This is a genomic window from Rahnella sp. 2050, from assembly GCF_040544515.1.
In the GTDB taxonomy this organism is placed as follows: Bacteria; Pseudomonadota; Gammaproteobacteria; order Enterobacterales; family Enterobacteriaceae; genus Rahnella; species Rahnella aceris.
On record NZ_JBEPKE010000002.1, the window covers coordinates 1062684 to 1085933 of the forward strand.

A 23250-nucleotide genomic window follows, 5' to 3' on the forward strand; every position below is an offset into this window, starting at 1 on the left:
AATCTGCGCAACGGATCAGGGATTTACGACTAAAATAAAGGCAGTGCGTTCCCGCCGTGAAAATGGTTATGACAGTTCAAGGAGAGGAAATATGAGCAATATTACGCAATCTTACCGTCAGTTGGTGACATCACTGACCGAGCGGTTAAAACACGGTGAACGTGATATCAGCGCGCTGGTACAGGATGCCCGCGTCAGACTGCAGGAAGAGGGCAAGCTGACGGAAATCCAGATTGAACAGTTAACGTCGGCGGTACGCCGCGATTTGCACGAATTTGCCCGCAACTATGAAGAAAACCAGCAAGCCGTGGCAGAAGAAGATGACGGCACGGACAGTGTGTTCATGCGGGTCATTAAAGAAAGCTTGTGGAAAGAGCTGGCCGATATGACCGATAAAACCCAGCTGGAATGGAAAGAGGTTTTTAAAGATGTCAGCCATCACGGGATTTATCACAGCGGAGAAGTCGTCGGTCTGGGCAATCTGGTGTGTGAAAACTGTCATTTTCACTTAGCGGTGTATACGCCGGAAATTCTGAGTAAATGCCCGAAATGTGGTAACACTGAGTTTACGCGTCGTCCGTTTGAACCTTAAGCGTCAGACACCTGCCCCGGAGAGTCGGGGCAGGTGTGCTTTCTTTTTTTCAGTGCCGGTCAGTGCAGGATCTTCGCCAGGAAATCCCGGGCGCGATCGGATTCCGGATTATTGAAGAAATCGTCTTTATTGCGATCTTCTACAATCTTGCCTTCATCCATGAAAATCACGCGGTTGGCCACTTTACGGGCGAAGCCCATTTCGTGTGTCACCACCATCATTGTCATACCTTCGTTTGCCAGCTCAACCATAACGTCGAGCACTTCGTTGATCATTTCCGGATCAAGAGCGGACGTCGGTTCGTCAAACAACATCGCGATCGGATCCATACACAATGCACGGGCAATCGCCACACGCTGTTGCTGACCACCGGAAAGCTGGCCGGGGAATTTATTGGCGTGCGCGGACAAACCGACACGATCCAGTAATTTCAGGCCCTTGTCTTTCGCTGCCGCTTTATCACGTTTTAAAACTTTGACTTGTGCCAGTGTCAGGTTATCGATGATGGAAAGGTGCGGGAACAGTTCGAAATGCTGGAAAACCATGCCCACTTTTGCACGCAGTTGCGCCAGATTGGTCTTCTTGTCATTGACCGGCGTCCCGTTGACCAGGATCTCACCTTTCTGAACTGGTTCGAGTCCGTTAACGGTTTTGATCAGCGTCGATTTCCCTGAGCCTGAAGGCCCGCAAACCACCACAACTTCACCTTTTTTAACTTCGGTGCTGCAATCGGTAAGCACCTGAAAGTGCCCGTACCATTTAGAAACATTCTTCAGTGAAATCATGAAACGGTCCTTTTCTTCAAATAACGCACCAGCAAGGAAGCACAAAGGCTGATAACAAAGTAAATAAGTCCTGCAAACAGCACCATCTCAACCAGTGTACCGTCACGGTCACCAATATTAGATGCGCTGCGGAAGAAGTCTGCGAGGCCCAGAACGTACACCAGCGAAGTATCCTGGAACAAAACGATCGCCTGCGTCAGCAGTAACGGCACCATCGCGCGGAAAGCCTGCGGCAGGATAACCAGCTTCATGGATTGCCATTGCGTCATACCCAGCGCCAGCGCTGCAGAAGACTGACCGCGTGCGATGCTGATAATCCCTGCGCGGATAATCTCCGAGTAATACGCCGCTTCAAATAACGCAAACGCGACCATCGCAGAAATCAGGCGGATATCGGTTTTAGGTGACAGTCCGAGCACTTTTTGCAGAAAGCCCGGCACAATCAGATAGAACCACAACAGCACCATGACCAGCGGAACCGCGCGGAAAAGGTTGACGTAAGCCGAGGCAAACCAGCTGATCGGCTTGAACGTTGACAGGCGCATGACCGCCAGCAGGGTGCCCCACAAAATACCGACTACAATCGCCAGCGACGTTATCTTCAGCGTAATGACCATGCCTTGCCACAGATAGGGCAGGCCGGGACCAATAGAACTCCAGTCGAATTCATGCATGCTTATTTCCCTCCCATGTTGCCCGGCAGGCGGACTTTACGTTCTACGAAATGCATCAGCAGCATGATGACGGCATTGATAAGGACATAAGCAACGGTGATTGCAGTGAATGATTCATACGCATGCGCGGAGTAATCCAGCAGCTTACCGGCTTGTGCGGCCATATCAACCAGACCAATGGTCGAGGCAATGGCGGAGTTTTTCACCAGGTTAACCATCTCAGAGGTCATTGGCGGCACGATCACGCGGTAAGCATTGGGCAACAGCACATAGCGGTAAGTTTGCGGCAGCGTAAGGCCCATCGCCAGTCCGGCATTGCGTTGTCCGCTTGGCAGGGACTGGATGGCTGCACGCACCTGTTCGCATACACGGGCGGCGGTGAACAACCCGAGGCAAATTACCGAGGAAGTGAAGAACTGTACGTCAGGCGCCAGTTCGGATTTAAACCACATGCCGATATTTTCAGGCAGCAGTTCAGGGACCACCAGATACCAAATGAAGAATTGCACGATTAATGGCACGTTACGGAATAATTCGACGTAACAGGTACCAATACCCGAAAGGATGCGGTTGGGGACGGTACGCAAAATACCGAATAGAGAACCGATGAGGAAGGCGATTATCCATGCGCAAATTGACAGTGCGACAGTGACCTGAAATCCATTCCAAATCCAGCCCAGATAAGTGGTGTTACCGAAGGGGGCTTGTTGCAGAAAAATGCCCCAGTTCCAATCTATTGACATAAAAACTCCGTAAAGCGGGTAAAGGCTTACCCATCTGAGTGATGACGCAATTCGCCTAAAGTGAATGGGAAAGAATGCGGGGTGGGGAACGACCACCCCGCATCTGTATCATCACAGGTTGGTGGTCCAACCTTGTATTTTAGTCACTTTTCACTCTTCTCTTGGTTATACCCGTCCATTTGGTATGACTTACAGCGCCTTATCGTTTGGCGCTTTGAACAGAGCTTTCATGTCATCGGACAGCTCAAAGTTCATATTCAGGTTTTTCGGAGGAATTGGTTTTTTGAACCAGGTTTCAAACCATTTGCCTGCTTCACCGGAGGTTTGTGCCTGCACGATGGTGTCATCAACCAGTTTTTTAAACTCAGCATCGTCTTTACGCATCATGCAGCCATAAGCTTCTTTGGATTGCGGCGTACCGACAATTTCCCAGTTGTCTGGTTTCTTGGCTTTCGCACGTTCACCGGCCAGCAAGGCGTCATCCATCATGAAGGCCACTGCGCGGCCAGTTTCCAGCGTACGGAAGGAGTCACCGTGGTCTTTGGCACTGATGATGCGCAGATCCAGTTTTTTCTCTTCGTTCAGCTTGTTCAGCAGAACTTCGGAAGTCGTACCGGAGGTTACAACAACAGTTTTGCCTTTAAGGTCAGTGAAATCTTTAATCTCTGAACCTTTTTTCACCAGCAGACGTGTACCGATCACAAAGATGGTGTCAGAGAAGGCTGCTTGTTGCTGACGTTCCAGGTTGTTGGTGGTTGAACCACATTCGAAATCGTAGGTGCCGTTTTGCAGCAGCGGGATACGGTTCTGCGAAGTGATTGGCATCATTTTGACCTGCAGGTCAGGCAGGTTCAGTTTTTTCTTCACTGCGTCAACGATAGCGTCAGAATAGTCCTGTGAATAACCCACAACTTTTTGTTCGTTGTTGTAGTAAGAGAATGGCACTGAGGATTCACGGTGACCCACCACGATAACGCCATTGTCTTTAATTTTTTTCAGGGTGCCGGTCAGTTCTTCTGCGTGAGCAAAGCTGCTCACGGTAACGCTTGCCAACAGTACTGATAACGCCAATTTGCGCAATTGCATGTCCAACTCCTTGCTGTCATTAGGGATCCAAACTCAGGGATCAGAAAGTACTAATGCCTCGTCATATGAAGCTAGAAAATAGCTGAATGTGAATATTATGAAACCACATTGTTTCTTTTTTGAGACGAGACACGCACCAAATCAAAGCAATCAAACGGCTATGCACCCGGAAAGTGCATGAGGAGCAGCCTGTTTGTACCAAAATGATGCATCCCGTCATAAAAAGTAACTAATCAGATATCTTTCAATCAGATGTAGCAAGAGTCGTGCCAAATGGCCTGATTTAACTTCATAAGCGGGCAAATCGGCAGCGCTTAATGCCGCAGTCGAAACAATCGGCAGCAGGTAAAAGGGGAGGGGTATTGAGATTAAAAAGGGGTGCTACAAAAAAGAACAGACACCCGGAGGTGCCTGTTTTAGAAACAAAACGCTTGTACTCAGGATTTACGGCGACCCAACCACAGCGCAACTGCCGCCATGACTGCCGTAGCAAACCACACCGGCCACCAGCCAGCCCGGGCATAAGGTGTCATACCCGTTGTCGGTGTGACCTTCACGTTCAGCACCTGACGGGTAAACTGCGGAATTTCGTGGGTCACATCGCCCTGAGCATCAACGACGGCGGTAATGCCATTATTGGTGCTGCGCAGCAACGGACGGCCCAGTTCCAGCGAACGCATTCGCGCCATCTGGAAGTGTTGCCATGGGCCAATCGAATGACCAAACCAGGCATCGTTTGAAATCGTCAGCAGGAAATTAGTATCCGGTTGCAGATTGTCGCGCACCTGTTCGCCGAAGACGACTTCGTAACAAATCGCCGTGGTCAGATTCAGGCCACTGACAAACAACGGTTTCTGCACGTAATCACCACTGGTCAGCCCGGACATCGGCAAATCGAAGAAAGGTGCCAGCGGGCGAAGAATGGCTTCCAGCGGTACGAACTCTCCAAAAGGCACCAGATGATGTTTGTTGAAGCGGTTTTCGTCAGGATAGTGATAGGGCTTTTCACCGCCGAGCACGATGGCGCTGTTATACACTTTCATGCCTTCTTCATTGCGACGGGCATCGATAATGCCGGTGATTAACTGGGTGCCGTGTGAGCGGTAGATATTATCCACCATGCTCAGGAAGCCCTGCTGATCGGATTCAATGTCTGAAATTGCTGATTCCGGCCAGATGATCATGCTGGATTTACCCACGTACGGGCGGCTGAGATCCAGATAGGTCTGCAGCGCACTTTCCAGTGCTTTCGGATCCCATTTCATGGACTGTGGAATGTTGCCCTGAACCAGTGCCACATCGACCGTTTTATCTGGCTGTTCCTGATACCAGTGGATATAACGCAGCGGCCACGGCAGTAACAGCATGGCAACAGCGATAATTCCCGGTGTGACGCGACGCTGATGTACTGCGTACACAATCAGTCCGCTCAGCGAGGTGAGTAAAATCGTGATGCCGTCGACGCCGGTAATCGGCGCGAGGCCTTTCAGCGGACCGTCGATCTGGCTGTAGCCGAACTGTAACCACGGGAAACCGGTCAGCACCCAGCCGCGCAGGAATTCAGTAACTTGCCACAAGGCGGGCGCGCCAAGTGCCAGTTTCCACCAGGTGGTTTTCGGCCACAGTTTGCTGAACAAGCCGGCAAACAACATCGTGTACAGCGATAAATACGCTGCCAGCAAGACCACCAGGAAAAGGTTGATCGCTTCCGGCATGCCGCCAAACGTGGCGATGCTGACATAAACCCAGTTTACGCCGCTGCCAAAAAGACCCATTCCCCAGAAAAAGCCGATGAGCGCGGCCTGAGCCGGACGACGATCGAGCGTTAATGCCAGCAGACCGCACAGCGAAATGATCGCCGCAGGCCAGAAGTCATAAGGGGAAAATGACAGCGTGCCACAGGCACCGAAAAAGAGCGCCAGCAGGGCGCGAACCCGCTGGCGTTGATATAAAGAGGCAATTGCCATGAAGTAATTATTCTTCCAGTATCGGTTGCGGCGCGTCGTCCGGTATTTTTACATGAACCTGAATGATACGACGGCTGTCAGCCATCGCAACCTTGAACAGGTAACCGTCAATTTCAATGCTTTCACCACGCGCCGGTAAATGGCCGAATGACTGCATGACCAGACCACCAATCGTATCGACTTCGTCGTCACTGTAATGGGTCCGGAACACTTCATTAAAATCTTCGATCGGTGCCAGTGCGCGGACGGTGTAGGTATGGCGGCTGAGCTGACGGATATCCAGATCTTCTGCTTCATCGTACTCATCATCGATTTCGCCGACGATCAGTTCGAGAATATCTTCTATGGTTACCAGACCTGAAACGCCGCCGAATTCATCAACGACAATCGCCATGTGGTAACGCTGTGAGCGGAATTCCTTCAGCATGCGGTCTACGCGTTTGCTTTCAGGGACAACGACCGCGGTTCTCAGCACTTTATCTATGCTGAATGGCTCAGACTCTGTGCGCATAAACGGCAGCAGGTCTTTGGCCATCAGGATGCCTTCAATGTGATCCTTATCTTCGCTGATCACCGGGAAGCGTGAGTGTGCAGATTCAATAATGACATCGAGGCACTCTTCCAGCGGCTGGTTGCGTTTTAGCGTGATCATTTGTGAACGTGGGATCATGATGTCCCGGACGCGCTGCTCGGCGATATCCATCACGCCTTCCAGCATGTCACGGGTATCGGGGTCGATCAGATCGTTTTGTTCTGAATCACGGATCAGCTCAACCAAATCGCCACGGTTTTTTGGTTCACCGTGAAAAAGCTGGCTAAGGATAAGGGAAAAGAAGCCCTTCTTGGGACTGGGGCTGTCACTATTTTGTGAATGGTCATCGCTCATGGCGTTTGGTTTTTTTTACTCGTAGTTAGTGAAAATTATGCGAAACGCCTGCGGATAAACACGTTATCAGGCAGGCATTACGCGAGTTTACTGTGAAGCTTAGTTATCTTCTTTCTCTGAAATATACGGATCCGGATACCCCAGACCCTGCATGATTTCAGTTTCAATCGATTCCATTTCTTCGGCTTCTTCGTCAACGATATGGTCATAGCCCAGCAAATGCAAACTGCCGTGAATGACCATATGCGCCCAGTGAGCCAGAAGTTCTTTGTCCTGCTCTTTTGCTTCTTTCTCCACAACCTGGCGACAAATAATCAGGTCGCCAAGAAGCGGCATCTCCATACCAGGAGGTGCTTCGAACGGAAAGGATAACACGTTGGTCGGTTTATCCATCCCACGATAAGTCATATTAAGTTCATGACTTTCAGGGATATCGACCAGACGGATTGTGACTTCTGATTCTTCCTGAAACTGAGGAAGAACCGCTTCAAGCCAGGTCTGGAAATCATTTTCTGGCGGTAAACCTGCTGCATCTTCGCAGGCAATTTGTAAATCGAGGATTACCGTGTTCATTGACTGGCCTGTTGTGTTGAGCTGTTCTGATGTTCATGTTTACGCTCTGCGGCAATCGCATCGCGGCGTTTTTGATCTTCTTCTTCCCAGGCTTCGTACGCGACAACAATGCGCGCAACGACCGGATGACGTACCACGTCTTCACTGTGGAAGAAGTTAAAGCTGAGTTCTTCGACTGACGACAGCACTTCAATCGCATGACGAAGCCCTGATTTCTGATGACGCGGCAAGTCGATTTGCGTCACGTCACCGGTGATCACCGCTTTGGAGTTAAAGCCAATACGGGTCAGGAACATCTTCATTTGTTCGATAGACGTGTTCTGGCTTTCATCAAGGATAATAAAAGCGTCGTTCAATGTACGTCCACGCATGTAAGCCAGCGGGGCGACTTCAATAACGTTGCGCTCAATCAGTTTTTCAACTTTCTCAAAACCGAGCATTTCGAACAATGCGTCATACAGCGGGCGCAGATATGGGTCAACTTTCTGACTGAGATCCCCCGGCAGGAAGCCCAGTTTTTCACCGGCTTCAACGGCAGGGCGGGTCAGAAGAATGCGGCGCACTTCCTGACGCTCCAGCGCATCCACCGCAGCAGCCACGGCCAGATATGTTTTACCGGTACCTGCAGGACCGATCCCGAAGGTGATGTCGTGGTCGAGAATGTTGGCGATATACTGCGCCTGATTGGGCGTGCGCGGCTTCACCATGCCACGCTTGGTTTTGATGATGACCGCTTTGCCGAAGTCGGGCACACTTTCTGCTGTTTGTTCCAGTACCCGGCTTTCTTTGATCGCCAGATGAATTTTTTCAGGATCGATATCCTGGATCTCACCGCGCAGCGGCGCAGTGTCAACGTATAAATCACGCAGGATGTCGGCGGCTGCCGCAACCGGCAGGCTCTTTCCGACCAATTTAAACGCGTTATCACGACGGTTGATTTCAACGCCCAACCGGCGCTCCAGTTGTTTGATATTGTCATCAAACGGCCCGCACAGGCTCAGCAAACGCTGGTTGTCTTCGGGCTCCAGTAAAATCTCTTGTGTTACAACGTTCAAACGAATCCTCTGGGTCACTTCGGACCAGTTGTCATTTCACCCGGCTGAGTCACTGCTTTCAGCCGCCAACCATACCTGACTTAATAATACATGCCCTTGGCAAAATATGCTGCGCCGTGGCAGCAGTTGCAGGCACCGTCATCCGGATATGCGGCCTTTGCTGGAAAATTAAACCCTTATGATGAGGTTATTACCGAAAATCTCAAAAGAAACAGGACGCCGGAGCGCCCTGTTGATTTCAGGCTGTGCATTATTCTGGTGGTTCAGGGTTGATATAGTCCAACGCCCAATTCATTTTCTTTGCGGGTGCGTTCGATAACTGATTGTGGTGATTCATGCAGGCGAAGCGCCATCTGTTCTTCCGTACGGACAACCACACCGCGCAGTGAGTTGGCATACACGTCGACAATTTCGACATCAACGAACTTACCAATCATGTCCGGTGTGCCTTCGAAGTTGACCACGCGGTTGCATTCGGTACGGCCGGTCAGCTCCATAATGTCCTTGCGGGACGTGCCTTCCACCAGAATACGCTGAACAGTACCCAGCGTGGCGCGGCTAAAGCGCATGACTTGCTGTGTGATTCTGTCCTGTAACAGCGCCAGACGCTGTTTCTTCTCATCCATGCTCACATCATCAACCATATCTGCCGCCGGTGTGCCCGGACGCGGAGAATAGATGAAGCTGAAGCTGACGTCGTAATTCACCTGCGCAATCAAATCCATCGTGCGTTCAAAATCTTCGTTCGTTTCGCCAGGGAAACCGATGATAAAATCTGAACTGAAATGAATATCAGGACGCGCGGCGCGTAACTTGCGGATAGTCGATTTATATTCCAGCACTGTATGAGGACGCTTCATCATCGTCAGAATGCGATCGGAACCACTTTGGATCGGCAGATGCAGGAAGCTCACCACTTCAGGCGTATCTTTATAGACTTCTATAATATCATCAGTAAATTCGACCGGATGACTGGTGGTGAAACGAATACGGTCGATACCGTCAATCGCTGCCACCAGACGCAGCAGCTCAGCGAAGGTGCACACGCCACCCTCAAACGCATCGCCACGATACGCATTAACGTTCTGGCCCAGCAGGTTAACTTCACGCACGCCTTGCGCGGCCAGTTGTGCCACTTCAAACAATACGTCATCGCACGGGCGGCTGACTTCTTCACCGCGCGTATAAGGCACTACACAGAAGCTGCAATATTTGTTGCAGCCTTCCATGATGGAAACGAAAGCGGTCGGGCCGTCTGCGCGCGGTTCCGGCAGCCGGTCAAATTTTTCGATTTCAGGAAAGCTGATATCCACGACCGGGCTTTTGGTGCCACGTACGTGGTTCACCATTTCCGGTAAACGATGCAAGGTTTGCGGACCGAAGACGATGTCGACACAAGGCGCACGTTTACGCAGCATTTCGCCTTCCTGTGATGCGACGCAGCCACCCACCCCAATGATAATATTCGGGTTTTTCTTTTTCAGTAATTTCCAGTGTCCGAGCAGACTGAACACTTTCTCCTGCGCCTTTTCCCTTATTGAGCAGGTATTCAGCAGCAGAATGTCTGCTTCTTCAGCGTTATCCGTCAGCTGGTAACCATGGGTGCTGTCGAGAAGGTCAGCCATTTTGGATGAATCATATTCATTCATCTGGCAGCCCCAGGTTTTTATGTGCAGTTTTTTAGTCATCAGCGTGTCAGTACTCAATACGGGAAACGTTAGATCGGCAGTGCCGCAGTGCATAGCATAGTTCAGGGGCGCTATTGTAAACCCTCACTCCAGTGCTGACCAGTGCAGGAAAGCAGCTTAGGCCCTGATGCCAACACAAAAATCCGGTACACTTCGCATAATGAACTGAACAGAAAGCCGGAATAAAATGAATAATTCTGAGAAGACATTTGATGCAGTCATTGTGGGTGGCGGCATGGTGGGCGCTGCCACAGCCCTGGGGCTGGCGCAGCAGGGATTGCAGGTCGCTCTGATAGAGAATGAAGAACCTGCCGGGTTTGATCCGTCAGCGCCGGCTGATTTGCGTATCTCCGCGATTGGTTGTGCGTCTGTGCGCTTTTTACAGAAACTGGGGGCGTGGGGGGCGGTTGAGAAAATGCGCTCAGTCCCATACCGCCGCCTGGAAACCTGGGAAGTTGACGGTTCTGAAGTGAAATTTGATGCGCAGTCTCTCGGATTGCCGGAACTGGGCTTCATGGTCGAAAACCGGGTACTTCAGCTGGCGCTGTGGCAACAGTTTGATGCCCTCACCAGTCTGACCCGTTTGTGCCCGGCAAAATTGCGTCACCTTTTGCAGCACGATGATAAAACCTGGTCTTTGCAACTGACTACGGGTGAATTACTGCGCACGCCACTTGTGGTCGCTGCCGATGGTGCGAATTCCCTGGTGCGGCAGTTAGCGGGGATTGGTGTGGATGGCTGGGAATACCGCCAGCACTGTATGCTGATTCATGTCGAAACCGCAACGCCGAATCAGGACGTGACATGGCAGCAATTTTTCCCTTCCGGCCCGCGGGCGTTCCTGCCGCTGTTTGATAATCAGGCCTCGCTGGTCTGGTATGACAGCCCGCAGCGTATCCGTTATCTGAAAACGCTGAATATGCAGCAACTTACGACAGAAGTGATGCAGGCTTTCCCGGCACGGCTGGGCACAGTGAAAGCAATATCCGCAGGTGCATTCCCACTGGTTCGCCGTCACGCTCAGCGTTATGTCTTACCGGGGCTGGCGCTGGTGGGTGACGCAGCGCACACCATCAATCCTCTGGCAGGGCAGGGCGTCAATCTGGGATACCGTGATGTGGAAGCATTGTTATCGGTGCTGGAAAAGGCGCGTGACCATGATGAAGCGTGGAGCAGCGAGAAAGTCTTACTGCGCTATCAGCGTCAGCGTCGTCTGGATAATCTGCTGATGCAAAGCGGGATGGATTTATTCTATACCGCCTTCAGTAACGATCTGGCACCGGTGAAAGCGTTGCGTAATCTGGCGCTGATGACCGCACAACGTACGGGCGCACTGAAAACCAAAGCACTTAAATACGCATTGGGGATTTAATGACGTCAAGGCTGGTGGGAAAACATCTCCACCAGACCTCTATTTTTAGATAAATATTTAAAATACAGAAAAGCAAAAGGCCTGCTAAAAAGCAGGCCTTTCTAATGTGGCTGGGGTGCCAGGATTCGAACCTGGGTATGCTGGTATCAGAAACCAGAGCCTTACCGCTTGGCGACACCCCAATTTTGTTTCTCACTACCTTTTGAGTAGTGTACTGCAAGTAAAATGGTGGCTACGACGGGATTTGAACCTGTGACCCCATCATTATGAGTGATGTGCTCTAACCAGCTGAGCTACGTAGCCAAATTCTACTGACTTACTTCAAAACTTCAAGCACTAATTTAACTAACTTAATAATAAATTTCAAGTGCTTACCAATTATACAGAAAGAAGTATGGCTGGGGTACCTGGATTCGAACCAGGGTATGCTGGTATCAAAAACCAGTGCCTTACCGCTTGGCGATACCCCAACAGTACAACTTCTTCAAATTGGATTTTCCTCACAACCACATCAGTACAACAATGTGAAAGGTAAGAAAATGGCTGGGGTACCAGGATTCGAACCTGGGAATGCTGGTATCAAAAACCAGTGCCTTACCGCTTGGCGATACCCCAACTGTGCTGCCGATGTCTGGAAATGGTGCGGGAGGCGAGACTTGAACTCGCACACCTTGCGGCGCTAGAACCTAAATCTAGTGCGTCTACCAATTTCGCCACTCCCGCAAAAAGATGGTGGCTACGACGGGATTCGAACCTGTGACCCCATCATTATGAGTGATGTGCTCTAACCAACTGAGCTACGTAGCCATCTTTTTTCGCGCTACCTTCATCGGCGTTGCGGGGCGCATTATGCGTATATGACCGTTTTGCGTCAACACCTTTTTTGGAGAAAAAGGCCTGACGGCGTCCATTTGTCTGGCTTATAACCACTCTGGTGATTAATTGGACAAAAGACATTATTTTTACTGACTTTACCCATTAAAAAACGGGCCTGAAGAGGCCCGTTTGCTACAAGGATATTTACCGGTAAATCGGTTATTTATAAGCGGACTGATGCACGCCAACGGCACGGCCAGAAGGATCGTCCATGTTTTTGAACGCTTCGTCCCATTCAATAGCTTTCGCTGAAGAACAGGCCACTGACGGCCCGCCAGGCACACATTCAGCCGCGCTTGGCACCGGGAATAACTCTTCAAAAATCGTACGGTACAGGTAGCCTTCTTTCGAGGTCGGCGTGTTGTACGGGAAACGGAAATGTGCAGTTTCAAGCTGTTGATCGGTGATCTGCTGAGAGGCCACTTCTTTTAAGGTATCGATCCAGCTGTAACCTACGCCATCAGAGAACTGTTCTTTCTGGCGCCAGGCCACGCTGTGTGGCAAATAAGACTCGAAACATTCACGCAGGATATGTTTCTCCATCTTGCCGTTGCCGCACATCTTGTCTTTCGGGTTGATACGCATCGCGACGTCGAGGAATTTTTTGTCCAGGAACGGGACGCGGGCTTCAACACCCCAGGCTGACATGGCTTTGTTGGCACGCGCACAGTCATACATATGCAGGGCCAGCAATTTACGCACGGTTTCTTCATGGAATTCTTTAGCGTTTGGTGCTTTATGGAAATACAGGTAGCCGCCCAACACTTCGTCTGCGCCTTCGCCAGACAACACCATTTTGATGCCCATCGCTTTGATTTTACGCGACATCAGATACATCGGCGTTGATGCGCGGATAGTCGTGACGTCATACGTTTCAATGTGATAGATAACATCGCGGATAGCATCCAGACCTTCCTGCACGGTGAAGTGAATTTCGTGGTGCACGGTGCCTAAATGGTTGGCGACTTCCTGAGCAGCGCGCAGGTCCGGTGAACCTTGCAGACCGACGGCAAAGGAGTGCAGTTGCGGCCACCAGGCTTCGCTCTGATCTTTATCTTCGATACGGCGGCCGGCAAATTTCTTGGTGATGGCGGAAATCACGGAGGAATCCAGACCACCAGACAGCAGCACGCCGTAAGGCACGTCAGACATCAGGTGACTTTTTACCGCTTCTTCCAGTGCATCTTTCAGCGCCGCAGCGTCAGTGACGTTGTCTTTGACGTTTTCGAAGTCAAACCAGTCACGCTGGTAGTATTCGCGAATTTCACCGTCCTGGCTCCACAGATAGCTGCCTGCCGGGAATTCTTTGATGGTGCGACAAACCGGCACCAGCGCTTTCATTTCTGAAGCGACGTACATGTTGCCGTGTTCGTCGTAGCCCATGTACAGCGGGATAATGCCCAGATGGTCGCGGCCAATCAGGTACGCGTCTTTTTCTGTGTCATACAGAATAAAGGCGAACATACCTTGCAGTTCATCGAGGAAGGCAGGGCCTTTTTCCTGATACAGCGCCAGAATGACTTCACAGTCAGATGCGGTCTGGAATTCATACTTGTCGCCCAGTTCTGCGCGCAATGCCTGATGGTTGTAAATTTCGCCGTTCACAGCCAGAACGTGGGTGTGTGCTGCGTTGTACAAAGGTTGTGCGCCGTTGTTCACGTCGACAATGGACAGACGCTCATGCGACAGAATGGCTTTATCGCTGGCAAACACACCGGACCAGTCGGGTCCGCGGTGACGCATCAGGCGCGACAGTTCCAGCGCTTTTTTGCGCAGCTCGACAGCGTCAGTTTTGATATCGAGCACACCGAAAATTGAACACATATGACTTTCTCCCTAACGACCTTTCTCTGGCTGTTATTTTTATGATTACGAATGAGGATCAACGTTGCCGTTCTTTCAGTTTTAGCCCGGCGTTGTTGCGTTGCTGACTATGAAAATGCGTCAAAACCCCTATGTTGTGCAAGTGGTTTAACGCTCTTCTGATAAATAGTTGGTTGATGGTGGGTGATCTTTGATGAATCACCAGTTTTATGGCGATTTTATTAGCGGATTATTAATTTAATCGCCAAAAATTGAGGAGGATTCAAAAAAGAGAAAAGTGGATAAAAATCAGACGGCAAGACAAAAAAAAGAGCCTGAATAAAGATCCAGGCTCGTTTTCAGGCAGTGGCCGGAAACGCTTAAATCACGTCGATATCGGCAACTGAAGGGTAAATCCAGGTCGGACGGAAAGGCATTCCCTCAATATCGTTGAGCGTTGAAACGCCAGTCAGCACCAGAACGGTTTCCAGACCTGCCTGGAAGCCCGCCAGAATGTCAGTACGCAGATTATCCCCCACAATGACGGTATCTTCGGAATGCGCCTGCATTTTATTTAACGCCGAACGGATAATCCACGGACTCGGTTTGCCGACATAAAATGGCTGGCGTCCGGTAATTTTTTCGATCGGTGCACACAATGCGCCGCAGGCAGGAACAAAACCGTGTCCGTGGTTATCAGGATTTGTCGCGATAAAGCGCGCGCCGTTTGCCACGAAATAGGCGGCTTTATGGATCATGTCCCAGTTATAAGAACGGGTTTCGCCGACAATCACGAAATCAGGATTGATATCGGTAATGGTAAAACCGGCTTTATAGAGTTCATGAATCAGCGCACCTTCGCCGACGACATAGGCTTTTTTGCCTTCCTGACGTTTGAGGAAATCGGCTGTGGCCATCGCAGAGGTGAAAAATGCACTTTCAGGCACGTCGAGACCGGCAGCGCCGAAGCGGTTTGCCAGATCCTGTGCTGTCTGGGAAGGGTAGTTAGTGAGAATAACCAGAGGCATTCCCTGTTCCTGAATCCGCGCCAGAAAACGATCGGCGCCAGGTACTGCGGTATTGTCGTGCAACAGCACGCCATCAATGTCACAAATTACGTTCTTTATCGTCATAATTTCCAAACCCACATTTTCAGTCCCATTCCTGGCAGCCAGATACTATAGCACGTCTTAATTTTCCATCAGACGCTGTAACAGAACGCCATTCAGCATCGCCCGTTTAACCAGGGCAAACGCACCAATCGCTGACTGATGATTCAGGGCAGAGGTCACTACCGGTAAATTACGGCGGAAATCTTTCAGAACCTGCGCATTAATGCAGTTCTGAATTGCCGGAAGCAGAACCTTATCGGCTTCGGTGATTTCGCCGGCAATCACGACTTTTTGCGGGTTGAACAGATTTATCGCGATCGACACCCCTTTACCCAGCTGGCGGCCAACGTGTTCGATGACTTCGGTTGCCAGCGGATCGTGGCGGTTGGCCGCTTTGCAGATCGCCGAAATTGAACAGTCATTCAGACTCAGCTTGCTGGCGTAGCCTTGCGTCAGTAAATGGCGCACCCGATTTTCGATGGCAGCGTTAGCCGCAACGGTTTCCAGACAGCCGAAATTACCGCAGTGGCAGCGTTCGCCCAGCGGGTCGATCTGAATATGGCCGATTTCACCGACGTTGCCGTTACTGCCGAGAAAAATCTGGCCGTTAACGATGATTCCGGCACCGGTACCACGGTGTAAACGAACCAAAATGGAGTCCTGACAGTCGCGGGTTGCACCGAAGTAGTGTTCGGCAAGCGCCAGACTGCGGATATCGTGGCCGACAAAACTGGTGACTTTAAACCGGGCTTCCAGCGCATCGACTAATTTCCACGCGCCCACGCTGATATGCGGCATATAGCGCACGATGCCTTTATTCGGATCGACCAGCCCCGGAAGGATGACGGAAATGGCAATCAGTTCGCGGATTTTGCGCTGATTTAGTTCAATGAATTGCTGTATAGCCTCGAACAGCGCGTTCTCCAGGGTTTCCTGAGTGCGTTCGGGCAGGGCGTAATGTTGTTCGGCCAGCGATTTTGCGCTGAGATCATAAAGCGTTATCGTCGCATCATGGCGACCAAGACGTACTGCGATGGTATGGAAAGGGCGGGTTTCGGTGATGATAGAAATAGCGCGGCGCCCTCCGGTGGAAGCCTGCTGATCAACTTCTTTAATCAGCCCGCGCTCAAGCAATTGTCGGGTAATTTTGGTCACACTGGCGGGCGCTAACTGACTCATGTCAGCAATCTGAATGCGCGAGATGGGACCTTGTTGGTCAATCAGGCGGTAAACCGCCGCGCCGTTTAACTGCTTAACCAGATCAACGTTGCCGATTTGTGCCTGCTGTCCGCCAGTTGTCATCAATGCTGTTATCCGCTCAATTAAACTTCGTCACCATTAACGATAGTTTTTGTGATTTTAAAATCATGAGTGAACGCGGTGAGGTTGGCGACTTTACCTGCTTCGATGCTGCCCAGTTGGTCTTCAACACCAATGGCGCGTGCCGGATAAAGCGTTGCCATACGCAGCGTTTCGTCCAGCGCGATGCCAACATGTTCGACGCTATTTTGTACCGCTTCGATCATCGTCAGCGCAGAGCCGCTCAGTGTTCCGTTTTCGTCCACACAGAGTCCGTCACGGTAGTATATTGTTTTACCGGCAAAAATGAACTCATCAATATTCGCGCCAGCCGGAGCCGTTGCGTCAGTGACCAGCACCAGCTTCTCGCCTTTGAGCTTTTTCGCATTGCGAATATTCGCCCAGTCAACGTGAAGACCATCAGCAATCACGCCGGTATAGACTTCTGGCGTATCGAAGATTGCACCAATAAGACCAGGCTGACGGCCCGTGATGGCTGGCATTGCATTATAAAGGTGCGTAGCAAAGCTGATACCTGCGGCAAAACCGGCACGGGCTTCAGCATAGGTGGAATTTGAATGGCCTGCGGAAATCACTATTCCTGCATCACGCATCTGGCGGATATATTTTGCATCAACCTGTTCGGGTGCGAGCGTCAGTTGGGTGATCACGTCCGCGTTTGCACACAGAAAATCAATCATCGCGCTGTCTGGCAGGCGGATAAAGGCCGGGTTGTGCGTGCCTTTTTTCAGCGGGCTGAGGTAGGGTCCTTCAAGGTGCAGACCCAGTGCCTGGTTAGGATACTTTTCCAGATAGGTACGCATCACGCTGATACCGTGTTTCATGTAGTCGTCGCTACAGGTAATCAGCGTCGGTAAGAAACTGGTACAGCCGGATTTTTCATTGGCTTTCTGCATGATTTCTAACGTTTCTACTGAAATGGCTTCCAGTGAATCGTTGAATTGCACGCCGCCACAACCATTAAGTTGCAGATCGATAAATCCGGGGGCAAGAATGGCGCCATCCAGACTGCGGGTTTCCACATTCGCCGGCAATTCACTTACCGGGCAGACACGTTCAATTTTGCCATCGGCAATGACCACCGCGTGGTTATCCAGAACGTCATGACCGGTATAGACCCGGCCGTTCACTAAAGCGTACATCATGCCCCCTAGTACGTTTGCCCTTCTCCAGTCACGCTGCTGCTGCGTTGGCGGCCTCACTCACTCCGGTCACTTACTTCAGTAAGCTCCCGGAGATTCGCTCGTTGCCGCCTTGCCGCAACCCGACTGGCTTTGGGCATAATTTTGGATCAGAGATTTTTCATATTTTCCGCTTCTAACTCGCGGAAATATTTAACAGTTTTGACTTTCAGTTCCATGGTGGACGGTTCGTCACACACCATAACGGCTTTCGCGTGCAATTGCAGGCAGCTGATGGTCCACATATGGTTGATATTACCTTCAACTGCCGCTTCCAGCGCCTGCGCTTTCGCATGGCCGGTCACCAGAATCATCACTTCTTCTGCGTCCAGCAACGTGCCCACGCCAACGGTCAGGGCGTATTTTGGCACCTGAGAGACATCGTTGTCGAAGAAACGTGAGTTCGCGATACGGGTTTCATGGGTCAGGGTTTTGATACGCGTACGGGAAGCCAGAGAAGAGGCTGGTTCGTTGAATGCGATATGACCGTCATTACCCACGCCGCCCATAAACAGGTGAATTTTGCCGTAAGACTTAATTTTCGCTTCGTACTGGCGGCATTCTTCGTTGACGTCTGGTGCATTACCATTCAGCAGATTGATGTTTTCGCGTGGAATATCAACGTGGTCAAAGAAGTTTTTGTACATAAACGTATGGTAGCTCTCAGGGTGTTCCTGCGGCAGACCGACATATTCGTCCATGTTGAAGGTCACTACGTTCTTAAAGCTAACCTGGCCTGCTTTATGCATGGCGATTAAATGTTTGTAAGCTTCGAGCGGCGTACCACCGGTTGGTAAGCCCAGAACAAAAGGGCGGTCAGCAGTGGGTTTAAATGCGTTGATGCGTTCAACAATATGACGTGCAGCCCATTTGCCAACTTCAGTGGGGGTGTTTAATGGAATAAGTCTCATCAGATACCTCTTAGTTTCAGAATATTGAATATAATGTGTCTGTCCTCCGCAGAAGTGCTAGCGCGGGACAATAAGTCAGAAAGCAGTTTTGGGTTCAGGGCGGTCTTGTTAAGCGTAAACCACCGCAACGGTTTATGACTGGCACAATACCGTCTGGATTTTTTTAATGATAAAATAAGTTTGGTGTATTGACCAGTGAAATGGCATGTTATGACCTCTTTTTGGTGACAAATCTCACAAAAAGAGAGGTTTTAATTTGCGATACGAAATAATATTTTTACACTCGCAATTGCAGTTGGTTAAATCGGAACGGTAAATGTAAAAGGTAGTAAACATACTAATTAAACTACTTTGGTGATTCGCTTACGGGCGAGTAGGGGGAATGTTGAATATACTGAGTTATTTACAAAAGATTGGCCGGGCATTAATGGTGCCCGTTGCTACGTTGCCAGCCGCCGCAATCCTCATGGGCGTCGGTTACTGGATCGACCCTGTGGGTTGGGGGGGAGACAATGCGCTGGCGGCATTTTTCATTAAATCTGGCTCCGCCATTATTGAAAACATGTCCGTACTGTTTGCGATCGGTGTGGCGTATGGCATGTCCAAAGACAAAGACGGTGCAGCTGCACTGACGGGTTTTGTCGGTTTCCTGGTGCTGACCACGCTGTGTTCGCCTGCAGCCGTGTCCATGATTCAGAAGATCCCGTTAGACCAGGTGCCGGCGGCATTTGGTAAAATCAATAACCAGTTTGTCGGTATCTTAGTCGGTATCATTTCTGCTGAGTTGTACAACCGTTTCAGCCACGTCGAGTTGCCGAAAGCGCTGTCATTCTTCAGTGGTCGTCGTCTGGTTCCGATCCTGACTTCTTTCCTGATGATCATCGTTGCCTTCATCCTGATGTATGTATGGCCTCTGATTTTCAACGGTCTGGTGACCTTCGGTGAGCATATCCAGCAACTGGGTTCTGCCGGTGCCGGTATCTATGCCTTCTTCAACCGTTTACTGATCCCGGTCGGTCTGCATCATGCACTGAACTCCGTGTTCTGGTTTGATGTTGCAGGTATTAACGATATCCCTAACTTCCTCGGTGGTCAGGAATCTATCCAGTCAGGTAAAGCGGTGGTGGGTATCACCGGTCGTTATCAGGCAGGTTTCTTCCCGATCATGATGTTTGGTCTTCCGGGCGCGGCACTGGCGATTTACCACTGCGCACGTCCTGAAAACAAAGCAAAAGTTGCTGGTATCATGCTGGCTGCTGCTTTCGCTTCCTTCTTTACCGGTATCACCGAACCGCTGGAATTCTCCTTCATGTTCGTTGCGCCGGTGTTGTATGTGATTCACGCCGTACTGACCGGGATTTCGGTCTTCATCGCAGCAAGCATGCACTGGATTGCCGGTTTCGGCTTCAGCGCAGGTTTGGTGGATATGGTGCTGTCTTCCCGTAACCCGCTGGCGACTCACTGGTACATGCTGATCCCTCAGGGTCTGGTGTTCTTCGTGATTTACTATGTGGTGTTCCGTTTCACCATCCAGAAATTCAACCTGCTGACCCCGGGACGTGAACTGGCAGTGGCCGGTGACGAAGCGGACGGTTACGACGTTGATGTGGAATCTGCTGGCAACAAAGGTGATGAAACCGTTGCTCTGGCACGTCGTTATATCAGTGCCATCGGCGGTTCAGAAAACCTGACCGGCATTGATGCCTGTATCACCCGTCTGCGCCTGAACGTGAAAGACTCCGCACTGGTCAACGACGGACTGGCGAAACGTCTGGGCGCTTCAGGAGTTATCCGTCTGAATAAACAAAGCGTGCAGGTGATTGTCGGTACCCGTGCCGAAATCATTGCCGGTGCGATGCGTACCGCACTGAATGCAGGCCCGATTGCTGCGGCTACCGTGACTCCGGCTGCGCCAGTGTCTGAAATCAAACCTCAGGCAGTGCCAAACAGCGTGAAAACGGTAGTGGAAACTTTAGTGTCTCCGGTTACCGGTGACATTGTGGCGCTGGATCAGGTGCCTGATGAAGCCTTTGCCAGCAAAGCGGTGGGTGATGGTGTTGCCATCCGTCCTACCGATAAAATCGTTGTGTCGCCGGCTGCGGGCACGGTGGTGAAAATCTTCAATACCAATCATGCGTTCTGCCTGGAAACGACTTCCGGTGCTGAAATCGTGGTGCATATGGGGATTGATACTGTTGCACTGAACGGCCAGGGCTTTACCCGCCTGGTTGAAGAAGGGACAACAGTCACTGCCGGTCAGCCTGTACTGGAACTGGATCTGGATTATCTGAATGCCAATGCGCGCTCAATGATCAGCCCGGTAGTCGTCAGCAATATTGATGATTATACCGGTGTGACGTCACTGGCCAGCGGTTCAGTGGTTGCCGGTCAAACGAAACTGTTCGATATCCAGGGCAAATAACCCTGCGGATGACGTAACAGGTCGACGTAGTGACAGCGGGAAGAGAGCGATCTCTTCCCGCTTTTTATTGTCTGAGGACAGAGGCAGCAGAGATAACCACGATTTAATGCAACTAACGGTTGTTTCCCGGCGTGGCTTGTTGGAACATAAGCGGTTATCCGTAGAGTCAATGTTGCGTAGAGGAATTGCACAATGAGTGAGGCTGAAGCCCGCCCAACAAATTTTATCCGTCAGATTATTGATGAAGATCTGGCGACCGGGAAACACAATACCGTTCACACCCGTTTCCCACCTGAGCCTAATGGTTATCTGCACATCGGTCATGCAAAATCTATCTGCCTGAATTTCGGCATCGCGCAAGACTATCAGGGCCAGTGTAATCTGCGTTTTGACGATACCAACCCGGCAAAAGAAGACATCGAATTCGTTGAGTCAATCAAACGCGACGTCCAGTGGTTAGGTTTCGACTGGAGCGGCGATATTCATTACTCCTCGGACTATTTTGATCAACTGCATGCTTATGCGCTTGAACTGATCAACAAAGGTCTGGCGTATGTTGATGAACTGTCTCCTGACCAGATCCGTGAATATCGCGGCTCCCTGACGTCGCCGGGTAAAAACAGCCCGTACCGCGATCGCACCGTGGAAGAGAACATTGCGTTATTTGAAAAAATGCGTAACGGTGAGTTCGCCGAAGGCGCTGCGTGTCTGCGTGCAAAAATCGATATGGCCTCGCCATTCTTTGTGATGCGTGATCCGGTTCTGTACCGTATTAAATTCGCAGAACATCACCAGACCGGTAAAAAATGGTGCATCTATCCGATGTACGATTTCACCCACTGCATTTCCGATGCGCTGGAAGGGATCACCCATTCGCTGTGTACGCTGGAATTCCAGGATAACCGTCGTCTGTACGACTGGGTTCTGGATAATATTTCTATTCCATGCCACCCGCGTCAGTACGAATTCTCCCGTCTGAATCTCGAATACTCCATCATGTCCAAGCGCAAGCTGAACCTGCTGGTGACCGAGAAGATTGTTGAAGGCTGGGATGACCCGCGCATGCCGACCGTTTCAGGTCTGCGTCGCCGGGGCTATACCGCGGCGTCTATCCGTGAATTCTGCCGTCGTATCGGCGTTACCAAGCAGGATAACAACGTCGAAATGATGGCGCTGGAATCTTGCATCCGTGACGATCTCAACGAGAACGCACCGCGCGCCATGGCGGTTATCAATCCGGTTAAAGTGATCATTGAAAACTTTACCGGTGATGATGTGCAGATGGTGAAGATGCCGAATCATCCGGGCAAACCGGAAATGGGCACCCGCGAAGTGCCGTTTACCCGTGAGATTTACATCGATCAGGCTGATTTCCGCGAAGAAGCCAACAAGCAGTACAAGCGTCTGGTGTTGGGCAAAGAAGTGCGCCTGCGTAATGCGTATGTGATCAAAGCAGAACGTATCGAGAAAGACGAGGAAGGGAATATCACCACTATCTTCTGTTCTTACGATATCGACACGCTGAGCAAAGATCCTGCCGATGGCCGCAAGGTGAAAGGCGTGATCCACTGGGTGTCCGCGTCTGAAGGCAAACCGGCTGAGTTCCGCCTGTATGACCGTCTGTTCAGCGTCGCAAACCCGGGCCAGGCGGAAGACTTCCTGACCACCATCAACCCGGATTCCCTGGTGATTTCCCACGGTTTCGTGGAGCCATCACTGGTGGCTGCACAGGCTGAAATCAGCCTGCAGTTTGAGCGTGAAGGTTACTTCTGTGCCGACAACCGCTACTCAAGTGCTGAACATCTGGTGTTTAACCGTACCGTTGGCCTGCGTGATACCTGGGAAAGCAAACCCGTCGCGTAAGCCCTCAGTATGAGGTAATAAAAACGCAGTTCAGGCTGCGTTTTTTTTCGCCTGTTATTCTTGTCAGAGATGCCTTTTGTTTTTCGTCGCGAATTAATGTATTTCCTATGCTTACTTTTAAAACGTTGTGCCACAGCCGTTCATATTGCTGAAACGTTTAAACTGTAAGATGATTTTGTTTAATCGTATGTTTTAATTATATATTATTATAGTCCATTGCTTTAATCCTTTCCTGCATACCTCTGTAATGCTTTTTCATCTTTATGTGCACTTTGTCATATTTCGATAATTAATGATTAATTACTCATTGATAATTCGCGTCGCGAAAAATACTCTTGATG

18 protein-coding genes and 6 tRNA genes are annotated in these 23250 nt (G+C 50.6%); 4 read left to right on the plus strand and 20 right to left on the minus strand.

Going from position 1 to position 23250, the window contains the following annotated elements; all coding sequences use genetic code 11:
• Positions 1 to 91 precede the first annotated feature (91 nt).
• On the plus strand, positions 92 to 592 hold the full coding sequence (locus ABIC79_RS12160) for a zinc ribbon-containing protein (protein ID WP_013576489.1): 501 nt from the start codon (positions 92 to 94) through the stop codon (positions 590 to 592).
• Positions 593 to 651: 59 nt separating this feature from the next.
• On the opposite strand, the gene ABIC79_RS12165 is transcribed toward ABIC79_RS12160, so the two are convergent.
• From ABIC79_RS12165 to miaB, 9 genes are all read right to left on the minus strand, one after another.
• Positions 652 to 1377, minus strand: a complete 726-nt coding sequence (locus tag ABIC79_RS12165; protein ID WP_013576488.1) for an amino acid ABC transporter ATP-binding protein — start codon at positions 1375 to 1377, stop codon at positions 652 to 654.
• Positions 1374 to 2051, minus strand: coding sequence for a glutamate/aspartate ABC transporter permease GltK (gene gltK / locus ABIC79_RS12170; RefSeq protein WP_013576487.1), 678 nt, complete (start codon positions 2049 to 2051; stop codon positions 1374 to 1376). The genes ABIC79_RS12165 and gltK overlap by 4 nt, the downstream gene beginning before the upstream one ends.
• Positions 2052 to 2053: 2 nt before the next feature.
• Positions 2054 to 2794, minus strand: a complete 741-nt coding sequence (locus ABIC79_RS12175) for an amino acid ABC transporter permease (RefSeq protein WP_013576486.1) — start codon at positions 2792 to 2794, stop codon at positions 2054 to 2056.
• Between the two features lie 189 nt (positions 2795 to 2983).
• Positions 2984 to 3880, minus strand: coding sequence for an amino acid ABC transporter substrate-binding protein (locus ABIC79_RS12180; protein ID WP_013576485.1), 897 nt, complete (start codon positions 3878 to 3880; stop codon positions 2984 to 2986).
• A 437-nt stretch (positions 3881 to 4317) separates the two neighbouring features.
• Entirely contained in the window at positions 4318 to 5847 is a 1530-nt protein-coding gene (gene lnt, locus ABIC79_RS12185) for an apolipoprotein N-acyltransferase (RefSeq protein WP_013576484.1), read from the minus strand.
• Between the two features lie 7 nt (positions 5848 to 5854).
• Positions 5855 to 6733, minus strand: a complete 879-nt coding sequence (gene corC, locus ABIC79_RS12190) for a CNNM family magnesium/cobalt transport protein CorC (RefSeq protein ID WP_013576483.1) — start codon at positions 6731 to 6733, stop codon at positions 5855 to 5857.
• A gap of 99 nt (positions 6734 to 6832) precedes the next feature.
• On the minus strand, positions 6833 to 7306 hold the full coding sequence (ybeY, locus tag ABIC79_RS12195) for an rRNA maturation RNase YbeY (protein WP_121019797.1): 474 nt from the start codon (positions 7304 to 7306) through the stop codon (positions 6833 to 6835).
• Entirely contained in the window at positions 7303 to 8379 is a 1077-nt protein-coding gene (locus ABIC79_RS12200; protein ID WP_112151683.1) for a PhoH family protein, read from the minus strand. Before ABIC79_RS12200 ends, ybeY begins: the two co-directional genes overlap by 4 nt.
• A gap of 245 nt (positions 8380 to 8624) precedes the next feature.
• Positions 8625 to 10049 carry a tRNA (N6-isopentenyl adenosine(37)-C2)-methylthiotransferase MiaB gene (miaB, locus tag ABIC79_RS12205; RefSeq protein ID WP_013576480.1) on the minus strand — a complete coding sequence of 475 codons (1425 nt, stop codon included), beginning with the start codon at positions 10047 to 10049 and terminating at the stop codon, positions 8625 to 8627.
• 187 nt (positions 10050 to 10236) lie between these two features.
• Here miaB and ubiF point away from each other — a divergent pair, with 187 nt between their 5' ends.
• Complete coding sequence (gene ubiF / locus ABIC79_RS12210) at positions 10237 to 11421, plus strand: 3-demethoxyubiquinol 3-hydroxylase (protein WP_153374617.1); 1185 nt, start codon at positions 10237 to 10239, stop codon at positions 11419 to 11421.
• Between the two features lie 107 nt (positions 11422 to 11528).
• On the opposite strand, the gene ABIC79_RS12215 is transcribed toward ubiF, so the two are convergent.
• From ABIC79_RS12215 to nagB, 11 genes are all read right to left on the minus strand, one after another.
• Positions 11529 to 11603 (minus strand) — tRNA-Gln (locus ABIC79_RS12215).
• Positions 11604 to 11647: 44 nt separating this feature from the next.
• Positions 11648 to 11724: transfer RNA gene (locus ABIC79_RS12220), tRNA-Met, on the minus strand.
• 92 nt (positions 11725 to 11816) lie between these two features.
• A tRNA-Gln gene (locus tag ABIC79_RS12225) sits at positions 11817 to 11891 on the minus strand.
• A gap of 70 nt (positions 11892 to 11961) precedes the next feature.
• Positions 11962 to 12036: transfer RNA gene (locus ABIC79_RS12230), tRNA-Gln, on the minus strand.
• Between the two features lie 23 nt (positions 12037 to 12059).
• A tRNA-Leu gene (locus ABIC79_RS12235) sits at positions 12060 to 12144 on the minus strand.
• A 7-nt stretch (positions 12145 to 12151) separates the two neighbouring features.
• Positions 12152 to 12228 (minus strand) — tRNA-Met (locus ABIC79_RS12240).
• A gap of 228 nt (positions 12229 to 12456) precedes the next feature.
• The gene (asnB, locus tag ABIC79_RS12245; RefSeq protein WP_013576478.1) at positions 12457 to 14121 is read right to left on the minus strand and encodes an asparagine synthase B; all 1665 of its coding nucleotides are present in this window, start codon (positions 14119 to 14121) and stop codon (positions 12457 to 12459) included.
• Between the two features lie 359 nt (positions 14122 to 14480).
• Complete coding sequence (locus tag ABIC79_RS12250; RefSeq protein WP_015690266.1) at positions 14481 to 15233, minus strand: HAD-IIA family hydrolase; 753 nt, start codon at positions 15231 to 15233, stop codon at positions 14481 to 14483.
• Between the two features lie 57 nt (positions 15234 to 15290).
• A complete protein-coding gene (gene nagC / locus ABIC79_RS12255) occupies positions 15291 to 16514 on the minus strand; it encodes a DNA-binding transcriptional regulator NagC (RefSeq protein WP_013576476.1) in 1224 nt (407 codons plus the stop codon).
• Positions 16515 to 16534: 20 nt separating this feature from the next.
• On the minus strand, positions 16535 to 17674 hold the full coding sequence (nagA, locus tag ABIC79_RS12260) for an N-acetylglucosamine-6-phosphate deacetylase (protein WP_013576475.1): 1140 nt from the start codon (positions 17672 to 17674) through the stop codon (positions 16535 to 16537).
• A gap of 149 nt (positions 17675 to 17823) precedes the next feature.
• Entirely contained in the window at positions 17824 to 18624 is an 801-nt protein-coding gene (gene nagB / locus ABIC79_RS12265) for a glucosamine-6-phosphate deaminase (protein WP_013576474.1), read from the minus strand.
• Between the two features lie 385 nt (positions 18625 to 19009).
• On the opposite strand from nagB, the gene nagE reads away from it, so the two are divergent.
• A complete protein-coding gene (gene nagE / locus ABIC79_RS12270; RefSeq protein ID WP_015690264.1) occupies positions 19010 to 21046 on the plus strand; it encodes an N-acetylglucosamine-specific PTS transporter subunit IIBC in 2037 nt (678 codons plus the stop codon).
• Between the two features lie 192 nt (positions 21047 to 21238).
• Positions 21239 to 22909: a glutamine--tRNA ligase gene (gene glnS / locus ABIC79_RS12275; protein WP_015690263.1), complete on the plus strand. Its 1671-nt coding sequence runs from the start codon at positions 21239 to 21241 to the stop codon at positions 22907 to 22909.
• Positions 22910 to 23250: the final 341 nt, after the last annotated feature.

What these genes read in the sequence shown, in the direction of transcription:
- ABIC79_RS12160 (WP_013576489.1), top strand. Translation starts at nt 92, where the DNA reads ATGAGCAATATTACGCAATCTTACCGTCAGTTGGTGACATCACTGACC.
- ABIC79_RS12165 (WP_013576488.1), bottom strand. Translation starts at nt 1,377, where the DNA reads ATGATTTCACTGAAGAATGTTTCTAAATGGTACGGGCACTTTCAGGTG.
- gltK (WP_013576487.1), bottom strand. Translation starts at nt 2,051, where the DNA reads ATGCATGAATTCGACTGGAGTTCTATTGGTCCCGGCCTGCCCTATCTG.
- ABIC79_RS12175 (WP_013576486.1), bottom strand. Translation starts at nt 2,794, where the DNA reads ATGTCAATAGATTGGAACTGGGGCATTTTTCTGCAACAAGCCCCCTTC.
- ABIC79_RS12180 (WP_013576485.1), bottom strand. Translation starts at nt 3,880, where the DNA reads ATGCAATTGCGCAAATTGGCGTTATCAGTACTGTTGGCAAGCGTTACC.
- lnt (WP_013576484.1), bottom strand. Translation starts at nt 5,847, where the DNA reads ATGGCAATTGCCTCTTTATATCAACGCCAGCGGGTTCGCGCCCTGCTG.
- corC (WP_013576483.1), bottom strand. Translation starts at nt 6,733, where the DNA reads ATGAGCGATGACCATTCACAAAATAGTGACAGCCCCAGTCCCAAGAAG.
- ybeY (WP_121019797.1), bottom strand. Translation starts at nt 7,306, where the DNA reads ATGAACACGGTAATCCTCGATTTACAAATTGCCTGCGAAGATGCAGCA.
- miaB (WP_013576480.1), bottom strand. Translation starts at nt 10,049, where the DNA reads ATGACTAAAAAACTGCACATAAAAACCTGGGGCTGCCAGATGAATGAA.
- ubiF (WP_153374617.1), top strand. Translation starts at nt 10,237, where the DNA reads ATGAATAATTCTGAGAAGACATTTGATGCAGTCATTGTGGGTGGCGGC.
- asnB (WP_013576478.1), bottom strand. Translation starts at nt 14,121, where the DNA reads ATGTGTTCAATTTTCGGTGTGCTCGATATCAAAACTGACGCTGTCGAG.
- ABIC79_RS12250 (WP_015690266.1), bottom strand. Translation starts at nt 15,233, where the DNA reads ATGACGATAAAGAACGTAATTTGTGACATTGATGGCGTGCTGTTGCAC.
- nagC (WP_013576476.1), bottom strand. Translation starts at nt 16,514, where the DNA reads ATGACAACTGGCGGACAGCAGGCACAAATCGGCAACGTTGATCTGGTT.
- nagA (WP_013576475.1), bottom strand. Translation starts at nt 17,674, where the DNA reads ATGTACGCTTTAGTGAACGGCCGGGTCTATACCGGTCATGACGTTCTG.
- nagB (WP_013576474.1), bottom strand. Translation starts at nt 18,624, where the DNA reads ATGAGACTTATTCCATTAAACACCCCCACTGAAGTTGGCAAATGGGCT.
- glnS (WP_015690263.1), top strand. Translation starts at nt 21,239, where the DNA reads ATGAGTGAGGCTGAAGCCCGCCCAACAAATTTTATCCGTCAGATTATT.